23 protein-coding genes, 2 tRNA genes and 1 pseudogene are annotated in these 21,900 nt (G+C 71.1%); 13 read left to right on the forward strand and 13 right to left on the reverse strand.

The annotated features are described in order from the left end of the window. The first annotated feature begins 2 nt into the window (after nucleotides 1–2). Nucleotides 3–1,526 carry a serine/threonine-protein kinase gene (locus JYA75_RS04145; protein WP_044476249.1) on the forward strand — a complete coding sequence of 508 codons (1,524 nt, stop codon included), beginning with the start codon at nucleotides 3–5 and terminating at the stop codon, nucleotides 1,524–1,526. After that, complete coding sequence (gene pknB / locus JYA75_RS04150) at nucleotides 1,523–3,436, forward strand: Stk1 family PASTA domain-containing Ser/Thr kinase (RefSeq protein WP_050034266.1); 1,914 nt, start codon at nucleotides 1,523–1,525, stop codon at nucleotides 3,434–3,436. The genes JYA75_RS04145 and pknB overlap by 4 nt, the downstream gene beginning before the upstream one ends. 35 nt (nucleotides 3,437–3,471) lie before the next feature. Here pknB and JYA75_RS04155 read toward each other — a convergent pair whose 3' ends face one another. Both JYA75_RS04155 and JYA75_RS04160 read right to left on the reverse strand, forming a co-directional pair. Then, complete coding sequence (locus tag JYA75_RS04155; RefSeq protein WP_006942196.1) at nucleotides 3,472–4,134, reverse strand: aminodeoxychorismate/anthranilate synthase component II; 663 nt, start codon at nucleotides 4,132–4,134, stop codon at nucleotides 3,472–3,474. 20 nt (nucleotides 4,135–4,154) lie between these two features. Continuing rightward, the gene (locus JYA75_RS04160; protein ID WP_043799077.1) at nucleotides 4,155–4,880 is read right to left on the reverse strand and encodes a DUF881 domain-containing protein; all 726 of its coding nucleotides are present in this window, start codon (nucleotides 4,878–4,880) and stop codon (nucleotides 4,155–4,157) included. 114 nt (nucleotides 4,881–4,994) lie between these two features. Between JYA75_RS04160 and crgA the strand changes: the two genes are divergently transcribed. Together crgA and JYA75_RS04170 are read left to right on the forward strand one after the other, a co-directional pair. Beyond that, nucleotides 4,995–5,258 carry a cell division protein CrgA gene (gene crgA / locus JYA75_RS04165; protein ID WP_006942200.1) on the forward strand — a complete coding sequence of 88 codons (264 nt, stop codon included), beginning with the start codon at nucleotides 4,995–4,997 and terminating at the stop codon, nucleotides 5,256–5,258. A 45-nt stretch (nucleotides 5,259–5,303) separates the two neighbouring features. After that, on the forward strand, nucleotides 5,304–5,774 hold the full coding sequence (locus JYA75_RS04170) for a PH domain-containing protein (protein WP_037201274.1): 471 nt from the start codon (nucleotides 5,304–5,306) through the stop codon (nucleotides 5,772–5,774). Here JYA75_RS04170 and JYA75_RS04175 read toward each other — a convergent pair. Further along, on the reverse strand, nucleotides 5,759–6,685 hold the full coding sequence (locus JYA75_RS04175) for a rhomboid family intramembrane serine protease (RefSeq protein WP_006942204.1): 927 nt from the start codon (nucleotides 6,683–6,685) through the stop codon (nucleotides 5,759–5,761). The genes JYA75_RS04170 and JYA75_RS04175 overlap by 16 nt on opposite strands. A gap of 19 nt (nucleotides 6,686–6,704) precedes the next feature. Beyond that, nucleotides 6,705–7,232, reverse strand: coding sequence for a peptidylprolyl isomerase (locus JYA75_RS04180; protein WP_006942206.1), 528 nt, complete (start codon nucleotides 7,230–7,232; stop codon nucleotides 6,705–6,707). A gap of 89 nt (nucleotides 7,233–7,321) precedes the next feature. Between JYA75_RS04180 and JYA75_RS04185 the strand changes: the two genes are divergently transcribed. Then, entirely contained in the window at nucleotides 7,322–8,164 is an 843-nt protein-coding gene (locus JYA75_RS04185; RefSeq protein WP_221776155.1) for an alginate biosynthesis protein AlgP, read from the forward strand. Nucleotides 8,165–8,177: 13 nt separating this feature from the next. Here the strand turns inward: JYA75_RS04185 and JYA75_RS04190 are convergent, their stop codons facing one another. Next, nucleotides 8,178–8,345, reverse strand: a complete 168-nt coding sequence (locus tag JYA75_RS04190) for a hypothetical protein (protein WP_164528058.1) — start codon at nucleotides 8,343–8,345, stop codon at nucleotides 8,178–8,180. 242 nt (nucleotides 8,346–8,587) lie between these two features. Between JYA75_RS04190 and JYA75_RS04195 the strand changes: the two genes are divergently transcribed. Then, nucleotides 8,588–10,531 (forward strand): acyl-CoA dehydrogenase family protein, encoded by a 1,944-nt coding sequence (locus tag JYA75_RS04195; protein ID WP_006942216.1) that lies wholly within the window; start codon nucleotides 8,588–8,590, stop codon nucleotides 10,529–10,531. A 93-nt stretch (nucleotides 10,532–10,624) separates the two neighbouring features. Here the strand turns inward: JYA75_RS04195 and JYA75_RS04200 are convergent, their stop codons facing one another. Next, the gene (locus JYA75_RS04200; RefSeq protein WP_239010529.1) at nucleotides 10,625–11,911 is read right to left on the reverse strand and encodes a lipase family protein; all 1,287 of its coding nucleotides are present in this window, start codon (nucleotides 11,909–11,911) and stop codon (nucleotides 10,625–10,627) included. A gap of 187 nt (nucleotides 11,912–12,098) precedes the next feature. Here JYA75_RS04200 and JYA75_RS04205 point away from each other — a divergent pair, with 187 nt between their 5' ends. Then, a complete protein-coding gene (locus tag JYA75_RS04205) occupies nucleotides 12,099–12,779 on the forward strand; it encodes a hypothetical protein (protein WP_043799086.1) in 681 nt (226 codons plus the stop codon). 128 nt (nucleotides 12,780–12,907) lie between these two features. Here JYA75_RS04205 and JYA75_RS28710 read toward each other — a convergent pair. Continuing rightward, a pseudogene (locus JYA75_RS28710) lies at nucleotides 12,908–13,093 on the reverse strand (alpha/beta-hydrolase family protein); the annotation flags it as partial. Between the two features lie 149 nt (nucleotides 13,094–13,242). Between JYA75_RS28710 and JYA75_RS04215 the strand changes: the two are divergent. Continuing rightward, on the forward strand, nucleotides 13,243–14,439 hold the full coding sequence (locus tag JYA75_RS04215; protein ID WP_185713371.1) for a hypothetical protein: 1,197 nt from the start codon (nucleotides 13,243–13,245) through the stop codon (nucleotides 14,437–14,439). Nucleotides 14,440–14,466: 27 nt separating this feature from the next. On the opposite strand, the gene JYA75_RS04220 is transcribed toward JYA75_RS04215, so the two are convergent. The 4 genes from JYA75_RS04220 to JYA75_RS04235 all read right to left on the reverse strand — a co-directional run bounded on the left by JYA75_RS04220 (nucleotide 14,467) and on the right by JYA75_RS04235 (nucleotide 17,843). Beyond that, a complete protein-coding gene (locus JYA75_RS04220) occupies nucleotides 14,467–15,426 on the reverse strand; it encodes a R2-like ligand-binding oxidase (protein WP_006934498.1) in 960 nt (319 codons plus the stop codon). Between the two features lie 152 nt (nucleotides 15,427–15,578). Continuing rightward, complete coding sequence (locus JYA75_RS04225; protein WP_185713370.1) at nucleotides 15,579–16,763, reverse strand: Dyp-type peroxidase; 1,185 nt, start codon at nucleotides 16,761–16,763, stop codon at nucleotides 15,579–15,581. Next, on the reverse strand, nucleotides 16,756–17,265 hold the full coding sequence (locus tag JYA75_RS04230) for a copper chaperone PCu(A)C (RefSeq protein WP_006934494.1): 510 nt from the start codon (nucleotides 17,263–17,265) through the stop codon (nucleotides 16,756–16,758). Before JYA75_RS04230 ends, JYA75_RS04225 begins: the two co-directional genes overlap by 8 nt. A 77-nt stretch (nucleotides 17,266–17,342) precedes the next feature. After that, nucleotides 17,343–17,843: a hypothetical protein gene (locus JYA75_RS04235; protein ID WP_185713369.1), complete on the reverse strand. Its 501-nt coding sequence runs from the start codon at nucleotides 17,841–17,843 to the stop codon at nucleotides 17,343–17,345. Nucleotides 17,844–17,960: 117 nt separating this feature from the next. Between JYA75_RS04235 and JYA75_RS04240 the strand changes: the two genes are divergently transcribed. The 5 genes from JYA75_RS04240 to JYA75_RS04260 are packed head-to-tail and all read left to right on the forward strand — an operon-like array spanning nucleotide 17,961 to nucleotide 21,495. Further along, a complete protein-coding gene (locus JYA75_RS04240) occupies nucleotides 17,961–19,091 on the forward strand; it encodes an ABC transporter permease (RefSeq protein WP_185713368.1) in 1,131 nt (376 codons plus the stop codon). Next, nucleotides 19,088–19,774, forward strand: coding sequence for an ABC transporter ATP-binding protein (locus JYA75_RS04245; protein ID WP_168578828.1), 687 nt, complete (start codon nucleotides 19,088–19,090; stop codon nucleotides 19,772–19,774). The genes JYA75_RS04240 and JYA75_RS04245 overlap by 4 nt, the downstream gene beginning before the upstream one ends. A gap of 17 nt (nucleotides 19,775–19,791) precedes the next feature. Further along, complete coding sequence (locus JYA75_RS04250) at nucleotides 19,792–20,379, forward strand: TetR/AcrR family transcriptional regulator (protein WP_006934487.1); 588 nt, start codon at nucleotides 19,792–19,794, stop codon at nucleotides 20,377–20,379. 55 nt (nucleotides 20,380–20,434) lie between these two features. After that, nucleotides 20,435–21,046 carry a type 1 glutamine amidotransferase family protein gene (locus tag JYA75_RS04255; protein WP_050034261.1) on the forward strand — a complete coding sequence of 204 codons (612 nt, stop codon included), beginning with the start codon at nucleotides 20,435–20,437 and terminating at the stop codon, nucleotides 21,044–21,046. Beyond that, nucleotides 21,043–21,495 (forward strand): MarR family transcriptional regulator, encoded by a 453-nt coding sequence (locus tag JYA75_RS04260; protein WP_043799097.1) that lies wholly within the window; start codon nucleotides 21,043–21,045, stop codon nucleotides 21,493–21,495. The genes JYA75_RS04255 and JYA75_RS04260 overlap by 4 nt, the downstream gene beginning before the upstream one ends. Nucleotides 21,496–21,563: 68 nt before the next feature. On the opposite strand, the gene JYA75_RS04265 is transcribed toward JYA75_RS04260, so the two are convergent. Both JYA75_RS04265 and JYA75_RS04270 read right to left on the reverse strand, forming a co-directional pair. Continuing rightward, nucleotides 21,564–21,636: transfer RNA gene (locus tag JYA75_RS04265), tRNA-Ala, on the reverse strand. A gap of 138 nt (nucleotides 21,637–21,774) precedes the next feature. Continuing rightward, nucleotides 21,775–21,848, reverse strand: a tRNA-Ile gene (locus tag JYA75_RS04270). Between the last annotated feature and the right edge of the window lie 52 nt (nucleotides 21,849–21,900).

Consider the following 21,900-nt stretch of genomic DNA (forward strand, 5'->3'; position numbering starts at 1 on the left):
TTATGGCTTTGCACAGCGGCGCCATGATCGCCGACCGATACCGGCTGCAACGGCTCATCGCCACCGGCGGCATGGGACAGGTGTGGGAGGGGCTCGACACCCGTCTCGACCGCCGGGTGGCGGTGAAGGTCCTCAAGGCCGAGCTCTCCGGCGACGCGGACTTCCTGACCCGTTTCCGGTTCGAGGCGCGCACCACCGCGCAGCTCAACCACCCCGGCATCGCCGGCGTGTTCGACTACGGCGAGACCACCGACGCCGAGGGCCAGTCCATCGCGTACCTCGTGATGGAACTCGTGCACGGCGAGCCCCTCAACGCCGTCCTCGCCCGGGTGGGCCGGCTGTCGCTGCCGCACACCCTGGACATGCTCGAGCAGACCGGGCGGGCGCTGCAGGCTGCCCACGACGCCGGGGTCGTGCACCGCGACGTCAAACCCGGCAACATCCTCATCACCCCCACCGGCCAGGTGAAGATCACCGACTTCGGCATCGCCAAGGCCGTCGACGCGTCGCCGGTGACGCGCACCGGCATGGTCATGGGCACCGCTCAGTACATCGCGCCCGAGCAGGCTCTCGGCCAGGAGGCGACGTCGGCGAGCGACGTGTACTCGCTCGGCGTCGTCGGGTACGAGGCCCTCGCCGGCCGGCGACCGTTCCTCGGCGACAGCGTCGTCACCGTCGCGATGAAGCACGTGCAGGAGACGCCCGCGCCGCTGCCCACCGACCTGCCGGCGGGGGTGCGTGAACTCATCGAGATCGCCATGACGAAGGATCCGGCGTACCGGTACACCAGCGGCGGCGAGTTCGCCGACGCCGTCTCCGCGGTGCGCGCCGGGCGGCCGGTGCCACCGCCGGGCAACGTGCCGCCGGTCACCGGTGCCACGCGGATCCTGCCGCCCGGGGTGCCGGGCACCACCGCGCCCACCGCCGCGACCCGCGCGCTCGGTCCGACCCCCCCTCCGCCGTCGCGGCCGTACTACGCCCCGACGTACGCGAACGGCGGCGACCAGCCGCCCACCGGACCCACCCCGTCCGGCGACAAGCGCTCCCCCAGCCCGAAGACCCTCGCCTGGGCGGCCGGGGCGGCGGTGGCCCTGGCGCTCGTCGCGTTGGCGCTGGTGCTGCTGGGCGGCGACAATTCGGGTGACGCGGGCCCCGCGCGGTCCACGACGACCACGCAGGCCCCGACGACCACCACCCGCGCGACGACCACCACGCGGCCGCCGCGGACCACCACCACGACGGAGGAACCGACCACCACGGCTCCTCCCACCACGACGCAGGCGCCCACCACGACCCCCGAGCCGACGACGACCACCCCGCCGCCGCCGACGACGACGGAGGCGCCGACGACCACCGCGCCGCCGACCACGACGACGGCCACGACGACCACAGCCGCCACCACGACGACGGCCGAGACGACCACCACCACGGTCTCGTTGCCGGATGGCGGCGACGGTGGTCTCGAACCCGGAGCCATAGACAATCCGTTCACCCCGATCGAGCCAGTCACCCGAGGACAGTCATGACCACACCCCGCAAGCTCTCTTCCCGCTACGAGTTGGGTGAGATCCTCGGCTTCGGTGGCATGTCGGAGGTGCACCTGGCCCGGGATCTGCGGCTCGACCGCGACGTGGCGATCAAGGTGCTGCGCGCCGACCTCGCCCGCGACCCCACGTTCTATCTCCGGTTCCGCCGCGAAGCCCAGAACGCGGCCGCGCTGAACCATCCGGCGATCGTCGCCGTGTACGACACCGGCGAGGCGGAGACCGAGGCCGGCCCGCTGCCGTACATCGTCATGGAGTACGTCGAGGGCGATACGCTGCGCGACATCGTGCGCTCCCAGGGGCCGATGACCCCGAAGCGGGCCATGGAGGTCGTGGCCGACGTGTGCGCCGCCCTGGACTTCAGCCACCGCAACATGATCGTCCACCGCGACGTCAAGCCCGCGAATGTCATGATCACCCGTTCCGGCGCGGTCAAGGTGATGGACTTCGGCATCGCCCGGGCCATCTCCGACGCCGCGAGCCCGATGACGCAGACGGCCGCGGTCATCGGCACCGCCCAGTACCTGTCGCCGGAGCAGGCCCGCGGCGAGCAGGTCGACGCCCGCTCCGACGTGTACTCGGTGGGCTGTGTGCTGTTCGAGATCCTCACCGGCAAGCCGCCGTTCCAGGGCGACTCCCCGGTGGCCGTCGCGTACCAGCATGTCCGGGAGGATCCGCCGCTGCCCTCGTCGGTGAACTCCGCCGTCCCGCCGGAGCTGGACTCGGTGATCCTCAAGGCGATGGCGAAGAACCCCGCGAACCGCTACCAGAGCGCCGCCGAGATGCGCAGCGACCTGATCCGCGTGCTCAGCGGCCAGAAGCCCAGCGCGCCGATGGTGATGACCGACGAGGACCGCACCACCATCCTCGGGGCCGTCGACGGCGCCGGGACACCGCGCAACGGCACGGACCGCGGGGCCGCCGGAGTCGTCGCGGGTGGGACCTCGGCCGCGCCGCAACGTTCCCGGGCACTGCGCAACACGCTGCTGGGCCTGGCCGCGGTCGTGATCGTCGGCATCGTCGGCGTGTTCCTGTGGACCTCGGGCCCCGGCTCGAGCGCCGCGCAGATCCCCGTCCCCGACGTACGCAACCTCGCCGCGGAGATCGCGGAGAGCAGGCTCCAGGATGCCGGGTTCGAGGTGTCGGTGCAGATGAAGCCCGACGCGGTGGTCGCCAGCGGCAACGTCGTCAACACCCGGCCGGTCGCCGGGGTCCAGGCCGAGGAGGGCAGCACCGTCACCCTCGAGGTCTCGAGCGGGCCCGAACAGGTGCAGATCCCGCGGCTCGCGGGCATGAACCAGCAGGAGGCGCTGCAGACCCTGGCCGAGGCCGGGCTGCGGCTCGATCCGAATGTGGCGCGGGCGCCGTCGTCGGCGGCCGAACGCGACACCGTCGTCGACCAGAGTCCCGCCGCGGGAGCGGACGCCGACCGCGACAGCGCGGTGAGCGTGACGCTCGGCAGCGGCCCCGAGCAGATCCGCGTGCCCAACGTCGTGGGTCAGGCCACCGAGGTGGCGCGCGACAACATCGAGGCCGCGGGCTTCACCGTCGTGGTCGACGAGATCGACTCCAGCCAGCCGGCCGGGACGGTCGTGTCGAGCAGCCCGGCGGGCGGAACCAGCGCCACGAAGGGCGACACGGTCACCATCCAGGTGTCCAACGGGAACCGCATCGAGATGCCGGCGTTGACGAACAGGACGGTGTCCGAGGCGCTGACGGCGCTGCGGGCGGCCGGCTGGACGGGTTCGCCGGCGCAGCTCGTGCAGAACCGTGAGGCCACCCTCGACCCGGAGCTCGTGGGCAAGGTCATCGCCCAGCAGCAGCCCCCGGGGTCGGAGATCTCCAACTCGGAGACCATCACCGTGGGCGTGGGCGTGCTGGGTATCCGCTGAGCTGCGCTCGGATATCGGTCCGCGGAGCGGACGGCTCAGGCGGCGCCGCCCGCGAGCGCCTTCGCCATCTCCGCCTCCAGCCGGGCCACCAGCTGCTCGTCCGGCGCCTCGCCGCACACGGCCAGCCAGTTCGCCAGCATCCGGTGACCGCCCTGGGTGAGGACCGACTCGGGGTGGAACTGGACGCCGTGGATCGGCAGCTCGCGATGCCGCAGGGCCATGACGATGCCGCTCTCGGTGTATCCGGTCGGCACGAGCTCGTCGGGCATCGTCTGCGGCAGCACCGTGAGCGAGTGGTAGCGCGTCGCGGTGAACGGATCCGGCAGGCCGGCCAGCACACCGGTGCCGTCGTGCCACACCGAGCTGGTCTTGCCGTGCAGCAGCTCCGGGGCACGGTCGACCGTCGCGCCGAAGGCGGCACCGATCGCCTGATGGCCCAGGCAGACGCCGAGCAGCGGTGTGCTCGCGGCGGCGCAGGCACGCACGAGGTCCATGCTGGCGCCGGCCCGCTGCGGGGTGCCCGGACCGGGGCTGAGGAGGATCCCGTCGAACTCGGCCGCGATCCGGTCCGCGGCGCCGGGGCCGGTGAGCCGCTCGTCGTCGTTGCGCCACACCTCGGCGCGGGTACCGAGCTGCCCCAGGTACTGCACGAGATTGAAGACGAAGCTGTCGTAGTTGTCGACGACGAGGATGCGCATGCGGAAAGGGTACCGACCCGTCAGCGCAGCGTCGTTCCGCCCGTGTAGGCGGGTACCGACAGGGCATCCGACGCCTGCTGCGTGTAGCCCAGCCCGTAGCGGGCCGCGTACTGCCTGTACACGCGGATGCCCGGCTCGGCGGCCAGCGCCGCCTCGAGCCGGGCGGGGTCGCCCAGCGCGGTGATCACGTAGGGCGGGGAGTAGGTGCGGCCGTGCAGCAGCAGGGTGTTGCCGATGCAGCGCGGCGCCGACGTCGCGACGATCCGCTGATCCTGCATGGCGATCGCCTCCGCCCCGCCGGCCCACATCGCGTTGAGCACGCTCTGCACGTCCTGCTGGTGCACCACGAGATCGTCGGGCGACGCGTCCGCCGGATACCGGCCGTCGGCGCCGCGCGGGGCATCGGTGAGGCTGACGGTGACGCCCGGGCCACGCCGTGCGGTCAGCCCGGCGGGGTCCTCGAGGGCGGCGGTGTCGGCGAGCACCGCGGCGACGTCGTCGTCGGTGGCCGCGGCCTGCGCCTGCAGCTCGGCGACGCGTCCCGCGAGGTCGTCGCGGGTGGCGGCGAGCTCGTCGGCCTTGGCCTGCGCCGCCCGCACGAGATCGGACAGCCGCGCGGAGTCGCTCACGCGCAGTTCCGCGCCGTCGGAGACCCCGCGGGTGGTGCCGAGCAGCAACCCGGCGAGCAGGCACACGGCCAGCGCGGCGGCAGTCCACCCGAGCGCGCGGGCCCGGCCGTCCGACACGTGGACCCTCCGTTCCGGATTCTGCGTTAGCGTGTACTCACACTGGCAGTACACATCAGGTAGCTGCCCAACCTACCTGTCCGCCCCGCGCGGTACCGCACGAACGAGGACGTCATGCCCAAGTCGAAGGTCCGGAAGAAGACCGACTACACGATCAACCCGGTGAGCCGAACCCCCGTGAAGGTGAAGGCGGGCCCGTCGAGCACCTGGTACGTCGCGCTGATGCTCGGCTTCATGCTCGTCGGCCTGGCCTGGCTGGTGGTGTACTACCTCGCGGCCGAGCAGATCTCGTGGATGAACGACCTCGGTGCGTACAACTTCCTCATCGGCTTCGGGTTCATGATCGTCGGCCTGATCATGACCATGAGATGGCGGTGAGGTTACAGGGATGTAGTTCATCCCCACCTGTGGACAAACCTGTGGATGAACTGGGGAAAGCTCCCCGTGGCGACTGAATCGCTCCGCTGGTCCACACCCCCGCTCGCGATCGCCGCGCTCACGGCGGGCGGCATCGTGCTCGCCGTCGCCGCGGCGACGACGGCCGATGCCGCCGGTCGCACGCTCGTCGGGCTCGCGGCCGTGGTGGCGTTCGCGGTCGCGGCCCTCGCGGTCCGTCAGCGTCCGCGGCTCGAGGTGCTTCCGGACGGCGCCGGGCTGGCCGTCACCCGTCTGTCGGGACGACGCGAGCTGCCCCGCGCGGCCCTGATGCGGGTGCGGATCGTCGCGTATCCGCGGCTCGGCCGTCGCGTGCCGATGCTGGAGATCGACGTGCGCGATCCCCGCGGCGACGAGCAGCTGCTGATCTTCGGGCGCTGGGACCTGGGCACCGACCCCCGCACGGTGTACGACGCGCTCGCGGTGCGGGGGCTGGCGCCGGATCAGACGCCGAGCTGAGCCCGCAGGCGCAGGACCGCCAGCACGAGGACCAGCACGGTGACCACCGTGACGGCTGCCAGCGCGAGCCAGCCCGTCCGGACGAAGCGGGCACGGTCGTCGCCCGCGCCCAGCGCCCGCGGCGCGAACAACAGCGCCGCCGTCGCCGCCGCACCCGCGGCCAGGCCGCCGAGGTGTCCCCACAGGGAGATGCCCGGGATGGTGATGCTGATGACGACGTTGAGGACGACGATCATCAGCACCGGCGCGGGGCTGCGCCGCAGCCGCATCAGGATCACCGCCTGCGCGCCCAGCAGGCCGAACACGGCGCCGGAGGCACCGGCGGTCACGGCGTCGGTCTGGAGCAGCATCACCGCGGCGGATCCGCCGAGGATGGACACCAGGTATACGGCCAGGTACCGGAGCCGGCCGAGGACGAGTTCGGTGTCACGCCCGATCACGTACAGCGCGAACATGTTGACCGCGAGGTGCAGCACACCGAAGTGCAGGAACCCGCTGCCGAGCACGCGGATGTACTCGTCGCGCACCGCGATCATCGGCGGCCACAGCGCCCACTCGAAGAACAGGCTCGACGAGCGCTCGTTGTTCATCACGCTGCCGGACTGGGCGGCGGTGATCGCGAAGATCGCGGTGTTCAGCGCGATCAGGATGTAGGTCACGAGGGGGGTGTTCGTCTGCGCCCGCATGGGCGCCCCCGCGACGGTGCGGGCCTGCGGGACATCGCGCTGGGCGGCCGCGACGCAGTCGACGCACTGCTGACCCACTGCGGCGGGCCGCAGGCAGTCGGGGCAGGCCGGTCGCCCGCATCGGCTGCACGAGAGCAGGGTCGGGCGATCGGGATGCCGGACGCACCGCGGCTGGGGCGGGTGGCCGCCCCCGCCGGCCGCGTGGCCCCAGCCGGGGTTCGTCATATCGGTCTCTTCCGGAGATTCAGGAGATGGTGATGCTCTCGATGACGACGGGCTCGACCGGGCGGTCCGCGCGGTCCGTCGCCGTCGTGGCGATCGCGTCGACGACCTTCTTCGACGCCTCGTCGGCGACCTCACCGAAGATGGTGTGGCGTCGGTTCAGGTGGGGGGTCGGCCCGACGGTGATGAAGAACTGCGAACCGTTGGTGCCCGGGCCGGCGTTGGCCATGGCCAGCAGGTAGCTGCGGTCGAACTGCAGCTCGGGGTGGAACTCGTCGGCGAACTGGTAGCCCGGGCCGCCACGACCGGTGCCGGTCGGGTCGCCGCCCTGGATCATGAAGCCGTCGATGACGCGGTGGAAAACCGCACCGTCGTAGAACGGGCCACTGGTCTCCCCCTTGGCGTTCTGGGTCTTGTACTCCTTGGTGCCGTTCGCGAGGCCGACGAAGTTCTCGACCGTCTTCGGAGCGTGGTTGCCGAAGAGCGAGATCACGATGTCGCCGCGGTTGGTGTGCAGAGTCGCGGTTGCGGTCTTTTGAGGTGAAGTCACCCCTCCATCGTGCCATCCGGGTCTGCGACACCGGGGCGGTCCGTCTCGCGAACCCCGGCCGCGGGGGTCCGCTGTGCAAAAGTGGGTACATGACGAGTGTGAGCGAGTCCAGAACCAAGATCGGGTCCGGCGCCGGCAGCGAACTCGTGCGCCCCCCGAAGAAGTCCGAGGGCGCCGGTGGCTACCTGAAGCTCGCAGGGCAGGGCGCTACGGCCCTCGCGCGGGGGCCGCTCTTCACCGGCCTGCTGGTCGCCCGCAAGGGTCTCGACCTCGCCCGGAACATGGCAGGAAGCCGGGAGTGCCGCCGCGCGCGAGCCGCGGCGACGATCGAGGCAGCACCCCGCGGGCGGGGCCGCAGGATCCTGGTGACGGTCGGCGCGCTCGGCGTCGTCGCCGCCGGCGGAGTTGTGTTCTACCGCAGCCGTCTCGGGGATCATCCGCCGGTCGCGCCGGAGCCGCCGCGGATCGAGCCGGTCACCCCCGAGCCCGGCCCGGTCGCGACACCGGAGGCTGCCACACCGAAGCCGGAGGCTGCCGCACCGAAGCCGGAGGCTGCCGCACCGAAGCCGGAGGCTGCCGCACCCGAGGCGAAGCCCGGGCCGGCCGCGACGCCCGAGGCCGTGGCCCCGAAGCCCGAATCGGCCGCGACGGGGAAGGCCGCACCTCGGCCCGAGGGCGGGACGGCTGCCCCCGCGGTGCCCGCGCCGGCGCCGAAGGCGACCCCGACGGCAGCCGCGACGCCGAAGGCCGAGCCCACCACCGTCACGAAGGGGATGGCCGAGGCGCCCCCGACCGGAAAGCACGCGGCCAAGGAGGAAACGGCTCCGAAGCCGGCCGCCGAGCCGAAGAGCGAGGCCACCGGCAGCAAGGGAACCGCGGCGAAGCCGAAGCCGGCGGCCGGTCCCGCGGGGGGCCCGAAGAAGCAGGACTGAGTTCCGCCCGGGGTCACGGGACGGAATCGGATCCGGGGCAGGTCGCGTCGATCGCGGCCTGCCCTTCCTTCTGCAGTTGTCGTTCGGTGACGCGCACTTCCAGGTCGACGATCCGGCCGGCCACGACATAGATCAGGACGGTCAACAGCAGCACAACAGGTACGGACGCGAGGAATTCCATGTCGGCCTCCAGCGGTGGTCCGCGCGAGCGGGAAGGTGGAGGTGCTCGGGTACGTCGTCGATGACATGTCCAGCCTACGGACACGGGCGGGGGCTCTGTCGCGACGGCAGCCCCGTCGGACCGTGATCCGCCCCACCCCCGCGCCGTCGGTTACTCATGGGTACCGATCCGCCGAATCGCGTGATGTGCATCACAGAACAGGTGGATACTCGCCGGTAGCAGTCCTATCGGGGAGGCATCACATGGCACAACAGGTACACGCCAGCGAGGAACAGTCGCGCGCGCTCGCAGAGGAGTCCCGCGAGACCACCTGGCACAAGCCGTCGTTCGCAAAGGAGTTGTTTCTCGGACGTCTGACCCTCGACCTCATCCATCCGTTCCCGCGGCCCACCCCCGACGAGGAGGCCCGTACCGAAGGGTTCCTGGCAGAGCTTCGCCGCTTCTGCGAGGGTGTGGACGGCAGCCGCATCGAGCGCGAGGCCCGGATCCCCGACGAATACGTCGCCGGATTGGCCGAGCTCGGCTGCTTCGGCATGAAGATCTCCCAGGAGTACGGCGGCCTGGGACTGTCGCAGGTGGCCTACAACCGCGCGCTGATGCTCGTGGCCAGCGCCCACCCGAGCCTGGGCGTTCTGTTGTCGGCGCATCAGTCCATCGGAGTGCCCGAACCCCTGAAGCTGGCCGGGACACCCGAACAGAAACGCGCTTTCCTCCCGCGGTGTGCGCGAGGGGCGATCTCGGCCTTCCTGCTGACCGAACCCGACGTGGGTTCCGATCCCGCCCGTCTCGCCTCGACGGCGGTGCCGGTGGAGAACGGCGACGCGTACGAACTCGACGGCCTGAAGCTGTGGACCACCAACGGAGTGGTCGCCGAACTGCTGGTGGTGATGGCGCGGGTGCCGCGCAGCGAGGGCCACCGCGGTGGCATCTCGGCGTTCGTCGTCGAGGCGAACACCCCGGGCATCACCGTCGAACGCCGCAACTCGTTCCTGGGCCTGAAGGGGATCGAGAACGGCCTCACCCGGCTGTACAAGGTGCGGGTGCCGAAGGAGAACCTCATCGGCCGCGAGGGCGACGGCCTGAAGATCGCCCTGACCACCCTCAACGCCGGCCGGCTCGCGATCCCGTCGATGTGCGCCGGTGCCGGCAAGTGGGCGCTCAAGATCGCCCGGGAATGGTCCGGCACCCGCGTCCAGTGGGGTCGGCCGGTGGGCCGGCACGATGCGATCGCCGGCAAGATCGGATACATCGCCGCCACCACGTTCGCCCTCGAGGCCGTGGTGGAACTGACCGGCCAGATGTGCGACGAGGACCGCAACGACATCCGCATCGAGGCGGCCCTGGCCAAGCTGTGGTCCAGCGAGGTGGCCTGCGAGATCGCCGACGAGTTGATGCAGATCCGAGGGGGACGCGGCTACGAGACGGCGGCGTCGCTTGCGGCCCGGGGTGAGCGGATGGTGCCCGCCGAGCAGCTCCTGCGGGACCTGCGGATCAACCGGATCTTCGAGGGCTCGAGCGAGATCATGCGGCTCTTCGTCGCCCGCGAAGCCGTCGACGCCCACCTGCGGGTGGCGGGTGAGCTGGCGGATCCGAAAGCCACTCTGGACACGAAGGCCCGGGCCGCCGCCAAGGCGAGCGGCTTCTACGCCAAGTGGCTGCCCCAGTTGGTGGCGGGCAGGGGCCAGCTACCCACCTCGTACGGCGAATTCGGTCCCCTGGCACACCATCTGCGCTACGTGGAGCGGTGTTCACGCAAGCTCGCTCGGTCCACGTTCTACGGCATGGCCCGGTGGCAGGGCGGTCTGGAGAAGCGGCAGAATTTCCTGGGGCGGCTCGTCGATATCGGCGCGGAGCTGTTCGCCATGTCGGCGAGTTGCGTGCGGGCGCAGATGTACCACACCGACGGCCACCCCGATACGGACGCGGCCTACGAACTCGCCGACGTCTTCTGCCTCCAGGCGAAGCTCCGCGTGGACTCGCTGTTCGCCGCGTTGTGGACGCACACCGACGATGCCGACCGGCAGCTCACGGCCGACGTCCTCGACGGGCGCTACACCTGGCTGGAGAAGGGCGTGATCGATCCCAGCGAGGGTACGGGCCCGTGGATCGCCGAATGGTCGCCCGGGCCGTCGGTGGAGCAGAACCTCGCCCGCAGATTCCTCGGCGCCGACCATCCGGTGGTGTGAACGGGCCGCCGGCCGCGCGGGCTCCGGTCAGCCGCGACAGCAATCGCTGTCGCGGCTGACCGCCCCTTGCGGCGGATCCGACGCCGTCGTGGGTCAGAAGGCGCCGCAGTTGGACGGGGCGGGCCGATTCGCGAACCGGTCGTTCAGGTAGGCGACCGCCTCGGGCATCCCCGCGACCAGAGGAAGCGCGTGATTGACGGCCAGGCCCGGCAGGACGGGCGGGGTGGTGTTCGGGGAGAACTGGACGGTGGCGCCGAGGGCGCACCAGTCCGCCGCGAGCTGGCGACCCTGTCCGTAGGGCACGATGTCGTCCATCGTCCCGTGCTGCACGAGTACCGGCACCGACGGCTGCAGACGTCCGATCCGCTGCGCGGCGATGGCTTCCTTCGCCTCCGGCAACCGATCGACGACCACGCTCAGCGGTTCACCCGTGCGGGTGTAGTCGCTCGTGCGCTGGAAGCCGTAACGGAAGATCGTCTCCGGCGCGCACTGGTTCGCCACCGAATGCAGCATCTCGCGTCCACGGTCGTTGACCTCGGCGTCGACGAGATCCCGGAGCTCGGGGTAGGCCTCGCCGAGGCCGTTGATCGTGTAGCCGATCACGCCGGTGAGCGCCGTTCCGTCGACCTGGCTGAGCGTGGCCTCGAGGTCCGCGGGCGGCGCGCCGGCATAGGCCCCCACGACGTTCAGCTCGGGCGCGTAGGTCGGCTGCAGTTCTGCGGCCGCAGCCACGGCACCGCCGCCCTGGGAGTACCCCCACAGGCCGACAGGACCGTCGGGGGTGATGGACGTGGCGGGCAGGCTCTGCGCCGCCCGGACCGCATCCAGCACCGCGTGCGCCTCGGCGAGCCGGTTGACGTACGTGTGGTGCCCCGGTGTGCCGAGCCCGTCGTAGTCGGTGACGACGACGGCGATGCCCTGCAGCAGCATGGTGTTGATCGAGAGCAGTTCGTACTCGGTGAACAGGTCGAGCGGCGGGGTGTAGGACACGAGCGAGTTCAGCTGCTTGGACGGTGCACACTGGTCGCCCTGGCCCTGGGTGCCCGGCGCGATGGCGACGAGCGGTCGCGGCCCCGGCCCGTTCCACGGCAGCGACGGCTCGAGGTAGGTGCCGCCGACGGCGCTGGGTTCGCCGGTGGCGTCGAGGCTGCGGTACAGCAGCCGGGTGCCCTGCGCGGGGAACACGCCCTGCGGCGACGGGACGCGAATGGAGAGGTCGGACGGCCCGCTGCGGAGGACGTCGCCGGAGGCTCCGACCAGGTCGAGCGGAGGATCGTAGAAGTTCGCATCCGCGCTCGCCGTCGCCGGCGTGGCAAGCATCGCTCCTGTCAGGGCCGCGGCCGTCGCCGCAGCGCCGATCCACCGTCTGGTGATCCCCATCCCCATCCCCATCCCCATGGTCCCTTCACAGGTAGCTTTCCGTGTGTCGGACGACACAAGCGGTACGCACTGTAACACCTAACTTACCGGCGCGTAAGTACGTGATCCGGGGGCTCGCGAACCCCGATTCGCACCGCGGTCCGTCGTTCGCCCCCGGGCATCGCCGCTGGTCGGGGACAATCCGGTCATGACCGGGGAGCGCAGCGAACCGCAACTGCACCGACTGACCACACCGCACACCGCCGCCGTCGTCGGGATCGTGTTCGCCGTCCTGTTCGCGACGAGCATCGTCCTGATCCGTCAGGCGATCCCCGCCGATCCCTTCGGCAGCACCGAGTGGCTGGACGCCGGCCGCTCACGGCTCACCGTGGCGCTGACGCTGGCCCAGTTCGCCTGCATCGCGTTCCTGTGGTTCATCGGTGCGCTCCGGCACCGGCTGGGAGACCTCGAGGACCAGTTCTTCTCGACGGTCTTCGTCGGTAGCGGCCTGTTGTTCCTGGCGCTGATCCTCGTCACGATGGCCAGCGCCGGCGGGCTGCTCCTGGCGGACCGGGCGGAGGCGGTGCCCGCCCAGGAATCCGCCGCCTTCGCGCACGCGCTGATCCTGCAGATCAGCAACGTCTATTCGATCCGCATGGCCGCGGTCTTCATGATCTCGCTGGCCACCATCTGGCTGCGCACCGGACTCATGCCCCGATGGCTGGTCCTACCCACGTACCTGCTCGCCCTGGTCCTGCTGTTCGCGGTGACCGAGGCGCTGTGGCTCACGCTCGTCTTCCCTGCGTGGGTGATCGTGATCAGCGTGTTCCTGCTGACCCACGCCCGGCAGGCGTTCCCGCCCCGGCGGGCGTTCCGGCCGAGAACCTGACGGTGCCACGGCGACGGAGCGGCGTCACTCGTCGCCGGGCTGGGCGGACAGGGCGTTCTGCACCCGGTGGGTGACCGCGTCGTCCCAGCCGTCGGGGCGAGGATGTCCGCCCACAACTGCGCGGCCTACGGCCCGTAGGCGTGGCCGAACCCGGACGGGACGTCGGCGGAGAACACCATGTCGAGCGTGACCTGCCAGAACGTGACGAACGGTAGCCACCGCATGCCCGGATCCACATCCGGGCCGAGCGGCTCGCGCAACCAGTCCGGCTCCCGCAGCAGCAGGGCGAACGACCACCGGGTGATCGGCCTGGTAACCACAGGGGCATACGGGCTGTGCTTACGTCACGCGCGGATCCTAGTGGGCACGGCAATCTCCCGCGCGGTCCTACGGCGCGGCTTCCCCGGACGTGGCCGAGTCGGTAGCAAGATGTACGCCGATCGTTGTCTACGGGAGGTGTGACATGGCTGTGGGAGTCGGTCTCCGGATCGGGAGCGTGGTGTCCACCGCGGTGCTCGCCTCCAACGACCCCGGCAGCCCCGATCCCGTCGTCATAGCCCGTGACACCGTCCTGCACATCGACTCCGACGGCACCACCGTCCTCGGCGGCGCCCCGCATCCCGCCGGCGAGGCCCGCTACCTGTCGGGCTTCCTCGGCCGCGTCGGCGATCCCGCCGGCGTCACCGCCAGTGACGGGCGTATCTACCGGGCCGAGGACTCGATGGCCACGGCGATCGCCTGCCTGTTGCACGAGTGCCAGCCGCTGCCGCCGGACGGCGGGCCCGACGGGGGTCTGCCCGCTGTCACCGCCACCTACCCGTCGCGGTGGGACCAGTCCACGGTGGCCGCGCTGCGGGCCGCGCTCGACTACGCGGATCTGCGGCACATCGCCCTCGTCTCGGACGCCGAGGCCGCGGCCACCTGGTACGCGTCGGAGATCTCGGAGACCCCCGGCCAACTCGTCGGCATCTTCCACGTCGACGACGGCGGCTCGACCGTCAATCTCGTGCGCTCCGGTGTGTCGGCCGGCAAGGCGTTCCGCTTCGCCGCCAAGAGCGCCCCGTCTCCCGCGGCCCAGCTGGCCACCGCGCTCGGCGCGTTCGGCTGGCTTTCGCACAACCTCGACGCCGTGGTGGTGATGGGCGACGGGTTCGTCGCGCGCGACCGCTCGCATGTGCAGTCCATCGCGGACAGCCTCGCCGCGAAACTCGGCGTGCGCACCCTCGTCGGCCCCGGCCCCGAGCAGACCGCCGCCCTCGGTGCCGCCATCCTGGCGGCGGGTTTCACGCCCGCGCGCGTGGTCAAGGCGCGGATCGGACTGCCACCGTCGTACGACGTCACCGACGTCCTCACCGGTGGCATCCCACGTATCCGGGAACTCGAAGCGGCCGAACGAGCGAGGGCCGAGGCGGCCGCGGAACGAGACAGGGCGGCCGGCGCACCGGGGAGCCCCGCGCCCGTCCCGGCAACGACCGCCTCCGACTCCCGGTCCGGCGACGCCCGGTCCGATGACACCCGGTCCGATGACAGCAGCGCCGACGAGGCCTTCGGGGCGACGGTCACCACCGTCACCACGCGGCCGAGCAGGAACTACTCCGCGATCGGGGCCGTGGTGGCAGTGATCCTGCTGCTGGCCGTCGCGGCCGTCGCGCTGCTCTGACCGTTCGGGTTGCTACTACCGCGGAGTTCAGCCCTCCGTGAGCGAGTTCAGCTCCGCGGCGTCCTCCGCGCCGAACTTGTCCTCGAGCACCTCGGGGCTGTAGTCGAGGTCGATCTCCTCGACCGGCCGGCCGCGCGCGGATTCGATGGCCCCGAGCCGCCGCTGGGCCCGGTCGGCCGCGTAGGCGACGAACTCGTCGGGGTCGAGGCCGAAGGGCTGCTCCTCGAACTGGTCGTTGACCCACTGGATCATGCCGAGCGCCAGCGGCAGCAACTCCCCCATGCGCTGCTGTACGACATCCCAGTTCGAGTCGTCGGCTGCGACGTGGCGGCGGCAGGTGAACGTGCCCCACGCCATGTGCCGGCGTTCGTCGTCGCCGATCCGGCGCACGAGTTCCTGCATGCCGGGCAGGATTCCGCGTTTCGTGCACACCTTCTGCCAGGCGTAGTACCCGGTGAGGGCGAGACTGCCCTCGATGACGTGGTTGTAGGTGACGCTGGCGCGGACCTGATTGGCAGGGCTCGGATCGGTCTCGAGGACGCGCAACGAATGGGGCAGTTCCTCGTAGAACAGCTGCCGGTAGTACGGATTGTCCGCGACGTAGGAGTGCAGGTCCGCGGTCAGGCCCACCGCGTCCATCCACAGGCGGAAGACCTGGGTGTGCTTGGCCTCCTCGAAGCAGAACTGGGTCAGGTACATCTCGTCGCCGAGCCGGCCCTCGGCGGCCATCGCCCGTAGGAACGGCTGGATGTCCTGTGTGACGGCCTCCTCGCCGGCCACGAACTGCGCGACGAGATAGGTGGCGCTGCGGTGCTGTTCGCTGTTGAGCTCGTTCCAGTCGGCCGCGTCCCGGCTGAAGTCCAACTCGAGCGGATCCCAGAACTTCGCGTTTCCCTTCGCGAACAGCCGCAGCGGGAAGGCGTCCCAGTGCAGACCTCCCGCGCGCAGCGTTCCGAAGCCCTGACGTTCCGGCAGTGCTGTGGTCATGAGTGTGCCCGCCTTCCCTCGCCCGGATGGACGCGTGTCCATCTCGACGGTAGCGCCATTTCGGCGGGGCGTGACGGGAACCATACAAACTGTAGGTACGACGGACCCCCGGCCGGGATCGTCGAGCAGATCCCGGCCGGGAGCGCTGCCCGTCAGCCCTCGAGCAGGGTGTCCCCCGGATATCCGCCGGGGCCGAATCCGGGTGGGACGGCGAACACCGCCGACCCGATCGGCGTGATCCACGGGTTCAGCGCGTCGTGCTCGGCGAGCCGCTGCTGCACCGGAACGAACTGGGCGTCCACGTCGGCCTGGTACGACGCGAACAGCAGCCCGGCGCCGTCCGGGTCGTCGTAGTTGTAGCCGCGCCGCAGGAACCGCTCGTTCGCGTTCCGGGGCCGCGCCCGCGCGACGTGCGATTCCGGGGGGATCACCGGAATGCCGTGCACGTCGGTGGCGGCGAAGTCCGGATCGTCGTGCTCCCGGTTGCCTGTCAACGGCGCCCCCGAGGCCAGGTCCCGGCCCACGGCGAGTTCACGGGCCGGCCGGTCCAACTCGTCCCACGTGTCGAGTTCCATGCGGATACGCCGCACCACCACGGACGTGCCCCCGGCCAGCCAGGCCGGGGTTCCGGGATTCCACACCTGCCGGTCGAAGTCCGTGCTTCCCGCGGCCGGGTTGACCGTGCCGTCGACCTGGCCCATGAGGTTGCGCATCGTGGTGCCGGCGGGCTTGGTGCCCGCCGCGTTGCGGAACCCGCGCTGGACCCAGCGCACGGTGGCCAGCGACCGCACGCTCTTGGCGAGCGTGCGGGTCGCGTGCGAGACGGTGACCGGGTCGTCGGCGCAGACCTGCACCAGCAGATCACCGCCCGACCAGCGCTCCTCGAGGCGATCGATCGAGAACGCGGGCAGCGGCCGCAGCCACTCGGGCCGCTGCGCCGCCAGGCCGGCCACGTCGAACACGGCGGGACCGAATCCGACGGTCACGGTCAGCCGCGCGGGATCGTGGGCGAGTTCGGGCTCGGTGTCGCCGAGGGCAGGGCTGCCCTCGGTGAGCCGGCGGCCGTCCTCGGCCCACACCTTCATGATCCCGACGAGCGCCCGCCGGTCGAGGCCCGGGCGCAGATCCAGGGCGACGAATGCGGCGAAGGCCTGCGGTTCGGTGTCGATGCCCGCCTGGTGCACGCCGTGGAAGGCGACGGTGCGCCCGCCGGTGGGCTCGGGCTCCCGCGTGGCGGCATAGCCGAGGCCCGTCCCGATCCCGGCCGCGCCGATGCCCGCGACGCCGAGGACGGCGGCGCCGCCCCCGAGGAGGCGCCGCCGGCTCAGCTCAGCCACCGTGGTTCGCCCCCATGCCGGCGCTCGGCTGGTAGTTCTCCCGTGCGCCGGAGAAGTCGCGGACCTGCGCGGTGAACTCGGTGGTCGAGCCGTCCTCGAAGGTCAGCTCGAAGGTCACCTCGGTGCCGGGCAGGACGGGCTCGACGAGGTCCATCAGCATCAGGTGGTCGTTGCCGGGCGCGAGGGAGTGGGTGCTGTGCGCAGGAATGACCAGGCCGTCCTCCTTTTCGCGCATCACCATGGCGCCGCCGTCGCCGGCCGCCATCTCGTGGATCTCGGTGCGGGCCGAGCTGGGGCTGGCGGCGGAGACGATGTGGATGTCGGAGTCGCCGGTGTTCTCGAGCTCGGCGAAAGCACCGGTCATGCCGGATTCGGCGGCCTTCGCCCACGCCGAGGAGACGGTGAGCGAGTCCGCGGAGGCGGCGGCCGGCTCGTCGGACGAGCATCCGGCGGCGAACAGGGTCGCGGCCGCGGCGGCAGCGAGGAACAGGGTCTTCTTCATGAGGTTCTCCGAAATCGGTCCGGGTGCGCACGCGTGCGCGCGGTCCCGCGTAGCGGTGACCGTGAGGTGAGCTGGGATCAGACCGTGAGGGGAGGACCTCGGGTGCCGAGACCTGCGGCGACGAGCAGGCCGCGCCGCACCCGGGGATGGTGTGCGACGGGCGTCCAGCCGGGAACGGCGACGGGCGCCGGCGCGAACGGCGGCACACTCGCGCGCCGCACCGCGGTGAGCCCGACGCGGCAGCCGTGTTCGGCGCCGCGGACGAGCAGCGCCGCGACGACGATCGCGGCCGTGTGGGCGGCCAGCATGCCCGCGCCGGGGACGTGGACGTGTCCCGTGTCGAGGGAGAGGACGCCGTGGCCCACCACCTGCCCGGCGGCCAGCACGCCGACGATCGGCAGGCGCGTGCCCGCGGCGAGCAGACCCGCCGCGGCCGCGGCGGCGAGCAGCAGCACCGCGGATGCCTGTCCCGGCGCGGCCCCGCCGGCGAGCGCATGGGCGGCAATGCTCACCGCCCCCGACATGCCGCCGACGAAGGCGCCGCGCACGCGTGCGGCGAAGTCCTTCTCGGCAGACATGCAGCCAGGATACGCGCCCTCTACTACCGGAAGTAGTAACCGGCCTCACAGAACTTGTCGACACATTGTCGATACGATGTCGACCGTTCGTCGATAAAATCTTCGTCAGGAGCCCACATGTTCCTCGCGCTGCGCGAACTATGGTTCGCGCGCACCCGCTTCCTCCTCATGGGAACCGTCGTAGCCCTGGTGGCGGTGCTGATGGTCATCCTGTCCGGCCTGTCCTCCGGCCTCGTGGCAGACGGCGTCTCGGCCCTCCAGCGCACCCCGGTCCAGGCCTTCGCCTTCGCCGAGGGCACCCGCACCGACTCGGCGTTCTCGCGATCCGTCGTCACCGAGGACCAGGCCGCCGCGTGGCGCGCCCGGCCGGACGTCGCCGACGCCGCGCTGCTCGGCAACGCCATCGTCAACGCCCGGACCGCGTCCGGCACACCCGTCGACCTCACCCTCTTCGGCATCGAACCCGGCTCGTTCCTCGAACCGGCGCCCGCCGAGGGGCGTCCCCTCACCGGCGACACCGACATCCTGGTCAGCGACACCGTGCGCGAGGCGGGCATCGCCGTCGGCGACACCATCGTCCTCGAGCGCCTCGGCACCGAACTCACGGTCGCCGGCTTCACCGCCGACAAGCGCACCTTCGGCCACGTCGACGTCGCCTACCTGCCGCTGCGAACCTGGCAGGAGATCCACGCCGGCACGCGGGCCGGCGAGCTACCCGATCCGCGCGTCTACACCGAGGCGAGCGTCGTCGCCGTCCGGGGTGTCGACGACCGGCTGCCCGACCTCGCCGCGGGCGATGCCGCCGCCGGCACCGCCGCCAAGACCCTCGAGGAATCCTTCGACGCCTCCCCCGGCTACTCCGCCGAGATGATGACGATGTCCCTCATCAAGGGCTTCCTGTACGCGATCTCCGCCCTCGTCGTCGGCGCCTTCTTCAGCATCTGGACCGTCCAGCGCTCCCGGGAACTGGCCGTGCTGCGGGCCATGGGCGCCTCCACGGGTTTCCTCCTGCGCGACGGCCTGGCACAGGCGACGGTCGTGCTCCTCGCGTCGGTGACCGTCGGAGTCCTCCTCGGCCTCGGCCTCGGGTCGGGCCTCGAGGGCAGCGGCATGCCGTTCGCGCTCGAGACCGGCCCCGTCGCGTCCGGCGCCGCGACCCTGGTCCTGCTGGGACTGCTGGGCGCGGCCGTTGCCGTCGTCCGCGTCACCCGCGTCGATCCCCTCACCGCACTCGGAGAGAACCGATGACCACCTCGACCATCCCCACCACCGGCCTGGCCCTGTCCGGCGTCACCCTCCGCTTCGGCGACGGCGACAACACCGTCGTGGCACTGGACGACGTGAACCTGCACGTCGCCGCCGGTGAGCTCGTCGCGATCGTCGGGCCCTCGGGCGCCGGCAAGTCGAGTCTGCTGGCCGTCGCCGGCGGTCTCACCCGCCCCACCACGGGTGTCGTCACGCTGGCGGGGATCGACGTCTCCGCCCTGCCGAATCGGGCGCTGACCCGGCTGCGGCGAGAGCGGGTGGGCTTCGTCTTCCAGTCCGGGAACCTCGTTCCCGCCCTGACCGCCCGCGACCAGCTCCGGCTGGTCCCGAAGATCACCGGTCGCCCCGGACGTGATCCGGACGAGCTGCTCGGGGCGGTCGGGATGAGCCATCGCGCCGACCGGCGACCCGGACAGCTCTCCGGCGGCGAACGCCAGCGGGTCGGCATCGCCCGGGCCCTCGTCTCGCGGCCGGCGCTGCTGCTCGTCGACGAACCGACCGCCGCCCTCGACCGCACCCGCAGCCACGAGGTGGTCGAGTTGCTTGCCCGGGAAACCCACGATGCGGGGGTGGCTGGCATCATGGTCACCCACGACCACGACGTGCTGGAGCATTGCGACCGCATCCTGGAGATGGTGGACGGCAGGCTGCACGCCCGCGGCTGACCGCACGAGGAGGGCCCGTGCCGAAGATCTCTGCGGCTACCGTCGCCGAGCATCGCGCAACCCAACTACGGGCACTCCTCGATGCGGCTCACGCACTGTTGACCGAGTCGCCGGAGCGCCCGCCGAGCCTGGGCGAGGTCGCGGCCCGGGCCGGGCTCGCCCGCTCCAGCGTCTACCACTACTTCCGGTCGCGGGAGGATCTGCTGCGCGCGGTCGTCGAGGACATGTTCCCGCGCTGGAACGCGAAGGTGATCGCCGCCATGGACGAGGCCGGCGATCCGGCCGGCCGGGTACTCGCGTACGTCGACGCCAACCTCCGGCTCGTCGCCGAGGGCGAGCACGCGCTCGTCGGAGCGCTCGCCACGGTCACGCCGCAGGCCTTCACCGACGAACGCATGCAGACGCTGCACCGCGAGCTCGTGCTCCCCCTCGTCGAGGCCCTGCGTGAGCACGGGACCACGCATCCGGAACTGGCCGCCGAACTGGTCGGCGCCGTGGTCCACAAGGGCACCGAACTCATCGAATCCGGCCGGAACCTGGAGGAGGTCCGCCGGGCGGTCCGCGATCTGCTCGAGCTCATCGACGTTTCACGTGAAACGGGCTGAGATCTTCCGGGTGCCCCCTATTGACAACAGGCTGTCAAATCGACAGCATATTGTCATGACTGAGACAGTGCATGTCGCCGTGTACGACACCTTCGCCGACTGGGAGGTCGGTCATGCGATCGCCCACATCAACAAGCCCCTCTGGCACAAGCATCCCGGCCGCTACGCCGTCGCCACCGTCGGCGCCACGCGCGAACCCGTCACCACCATGGGCGGAATCCGCATCCTCCCCGACACCACCCTGGACGAGGTGCGGCCGGAGAACAGCGCGATGCTCGTCCTGGCGGGCAACGACATCTGGAACACCGAGCAGTTCACCCCCTTCGCCGAACGGGCGCGCGACTTCCTCGAGGCCGGGGTCCCGGTGGCCGCGATCTGCGGGGCCACGGGCGGGCTCGCCCTCGCCGGCCTACTCGACGATCGCGCGCACACGAGCAACGCCGCCGAGTTCCTGGCGAGTGTGGGCTACGCGGGCGGGGATCTCTACCGCGACGAACCGGCCGTCACCGACCGGAATCTGATCACCGCGAGTGCCACCGCCCCGGTCGAGTTCGCCCGCGCGATCCTCGAACGCCTCGAGGTGTTCGAGCCGCACGTCCTCGAATCCTGGTTCAAGCTCTACGGCCGACGCGACCCCGCCGGCTTCTACGAACTCATGGCCGGATGAGCGAGCGCCCGGAACAAGAACTGCTCAGCGGCCTCGCCCTGACGTCGTTCCGGCTCAACGGACAGTTCCTCGAGGTCGCCGAATCCCTCGCGCGCCCGGCCGGGCTCACCGCGGCGTGGTGGCAGGTCCTCGGTGCCGTGCTGCGCGAACCCCTGCCGGTCGCCGGCATCGCCCGCGCGATGGGGATCACCCGCCAGAGCGTGCAGCGGATCGCCGACCTGCTGGTCGAGCGAGGCCTCGCCGAGTACCTGCCCAACCCGGCCCACCGGCGCGCCAAGCTCGTCGCGCCGACCCCGGCGGGACGCGAGGCGGTGTCCGGGATCGATCCGGCGCATGCCGCCTTCGCCCGTCGCCTGGCCGACGCCGTGGGCGAGGAAGACCTGGCCGGCGCACTGGCCGCGATGCGCCGGCTCTCGGCGGTCCTCGACGAGCTCGCCGAGGAGAAGTGACCGGGCACGACGACAGGCCCGGACATCCGTGATGTCCGGGCCTGTCGTCGATATTCGAGTGTGCGTTGTGGAGCCTAGGAGATTCGAACTCCTGACATCTGCCTTGCAAAGGCAGCGCTCTACCAACTGAGCTAAGGCCCCGTCTGCCGCCTCAGCGGCCGGTGACCTCGTGCCATTCGTCCTCGCTCCGCAACATCCGAGCGAGTCCGACGGCCACCAGCACCACGGTTCCCACAGTGAGAAGAACCTTCATGCTCGCTGCCCTTTCGGCACGGGGAGTGGGCCTAGGAGGACTTGAACCTCCGACCTCTTCGTTATCAGCGAAGCGCTCTAACCGCCTGAGCTATAGGCCCTCGAACCGAGTTGGAACACTACCCCACCGAGCCGCGAAGTCCAAAATCGGCT

This window comes from Rhodococcus sp. PSBB066 (assembly GCF_017068255.1).
In the GTDB taxonomy this organism is placed as follows: domain Bacteria; phylum Actinomycetota; class Actinomycetes; order Mycobacteriales; family Mycobacteriaceae; genus Rhodococcus; species Rhodococcus aetherivorans.

Coding starts and splice junctions, on each gene's coding strand:
- JYA75_RS04155 (WP_006942196.1), bottom strand. CDS start 4,134: ATGCGCATCCTCGTCGTCGACAACTACGACAGCTTCGTCTTCAATCTC.
- JYA75_RS04185 (WP_221776155.1), top strand. CDS start 7,322: ATGACGAGTGTGAGCGAGTCCAGAACCAAGATCGGGTCCGGCGCCGGC.
- JYA75_RS04255 (WP_050034261.1), top strand. CDS start 20,435: ATGACTGAGACAGTGCATGTCGCCGTGTACGACACCTTCGCCGACTGG.
- JYA75_RS04220 (WP_006934498.1), bottom strand. CDS start 15,426: ATGACCACAGCACTGCCGGAACGTCAGGGCTTCGGAACGCTGCGCGCG.
- JYA75_RS04145 (WP_044476249.1), top strand. CDS start 3: ATGGCTTTGCACAGCGGCGCCATGATCGCCGACCGATACCGGCTGCAA.
- JYA75_RS04190 (WP_164528058.1), bottom strand. CDS start 8,345: ATGGAATTCCTCGCGTCCGTACCTGTTGTGCTGCTGTTGACCGTCCTG.
- JYA75_RS04175 (WP_006942204.1), bottom strand. CDS start 6,685: ATGACGAACCCCGGCTGGGGCCACGCGGCCGGCGGGGGCGGCCACCCG.
- JYA75_RS04205 (WP_043799086.1), top strand. CDS start 12,099: ATGACCGGGGAGCGCAGCGAACCGCAACTGCACCGACTGACCACACCG.
- JYA75_RS04240 (WP_185713368.1), top strand. CDS start 17,961: ATGTTCCTCGCGCTGCGCGAACTATGGTTCGCGCGCACCCGCTTCCTC.
- JYA75_RS04195 (WP_006942216.1), top strand. CDS start 8,588: ATGGCACAACAGGTACACGCCAGCGAGGAACAGTCGCGCGCGCTCGCA.
- JYA75_RS04230 (WP_006934494.1), bottom strand. CDS start 17,265: ATGAAGAAGACCCTGTTCCTCGCTGCCGCCGCGGCCGCGACCCTGTTC.
- JYA75_RS04260 (WP_043799097.1), top strand. CDS start 21,043: ATGAGCGAGCGCCCGGAACAAGAACTGCTCAGCGGCCTCGCCCTGACG.
- JYA75_RS04170 (WP_037201274.1), top strand. CDS start 5,304: ATGAACTGGGGAAAGCTCCCCGTGGCGACTGAATCGCTCCGCTGGTCC.
- JYA75_RS04235 (WP_185713369.1), bottom strand. CDS start 17,843: ATGTCTGCCGAGAAGGACTTCGCCGCACGCGTGCGCGGCGCCTTCGTC.
- crgA (WP_006942200.1), top strand. CDS start 4,995: ATGCCCAAGTCGAAGGTCCGGAAGAAGACCGACTACACGATCAACCCG.
- JYA75_RS04200 (WP_239010529.1), bottom strand. CDS start 11,911: ATGGGGATCACCAGACGGTGGATCGGCGCTGCGGCGACGGCCGCGGCC.
- JYA75_RS04215 (WP_185713371.1), top strand. CDS start 13,243: ATGGCTGTGGGAGTCGGTCTCCGGATCGGGAGCGTGGTGTCCACCGCG.
- pknB (WP_050034266.1), top strand. CDS start 1,523: ATGACCACACCCCGCAAGCTCTCTTCCCGCTACGAGTTGGGTGAGATC.
- JYA75_RS04245 (WP_168578828.1), top strand. CDS start 19,088: ATGACCACCTCGACCATCCCCACCACCGGCCTGGCCCTGTCCGGCGTC.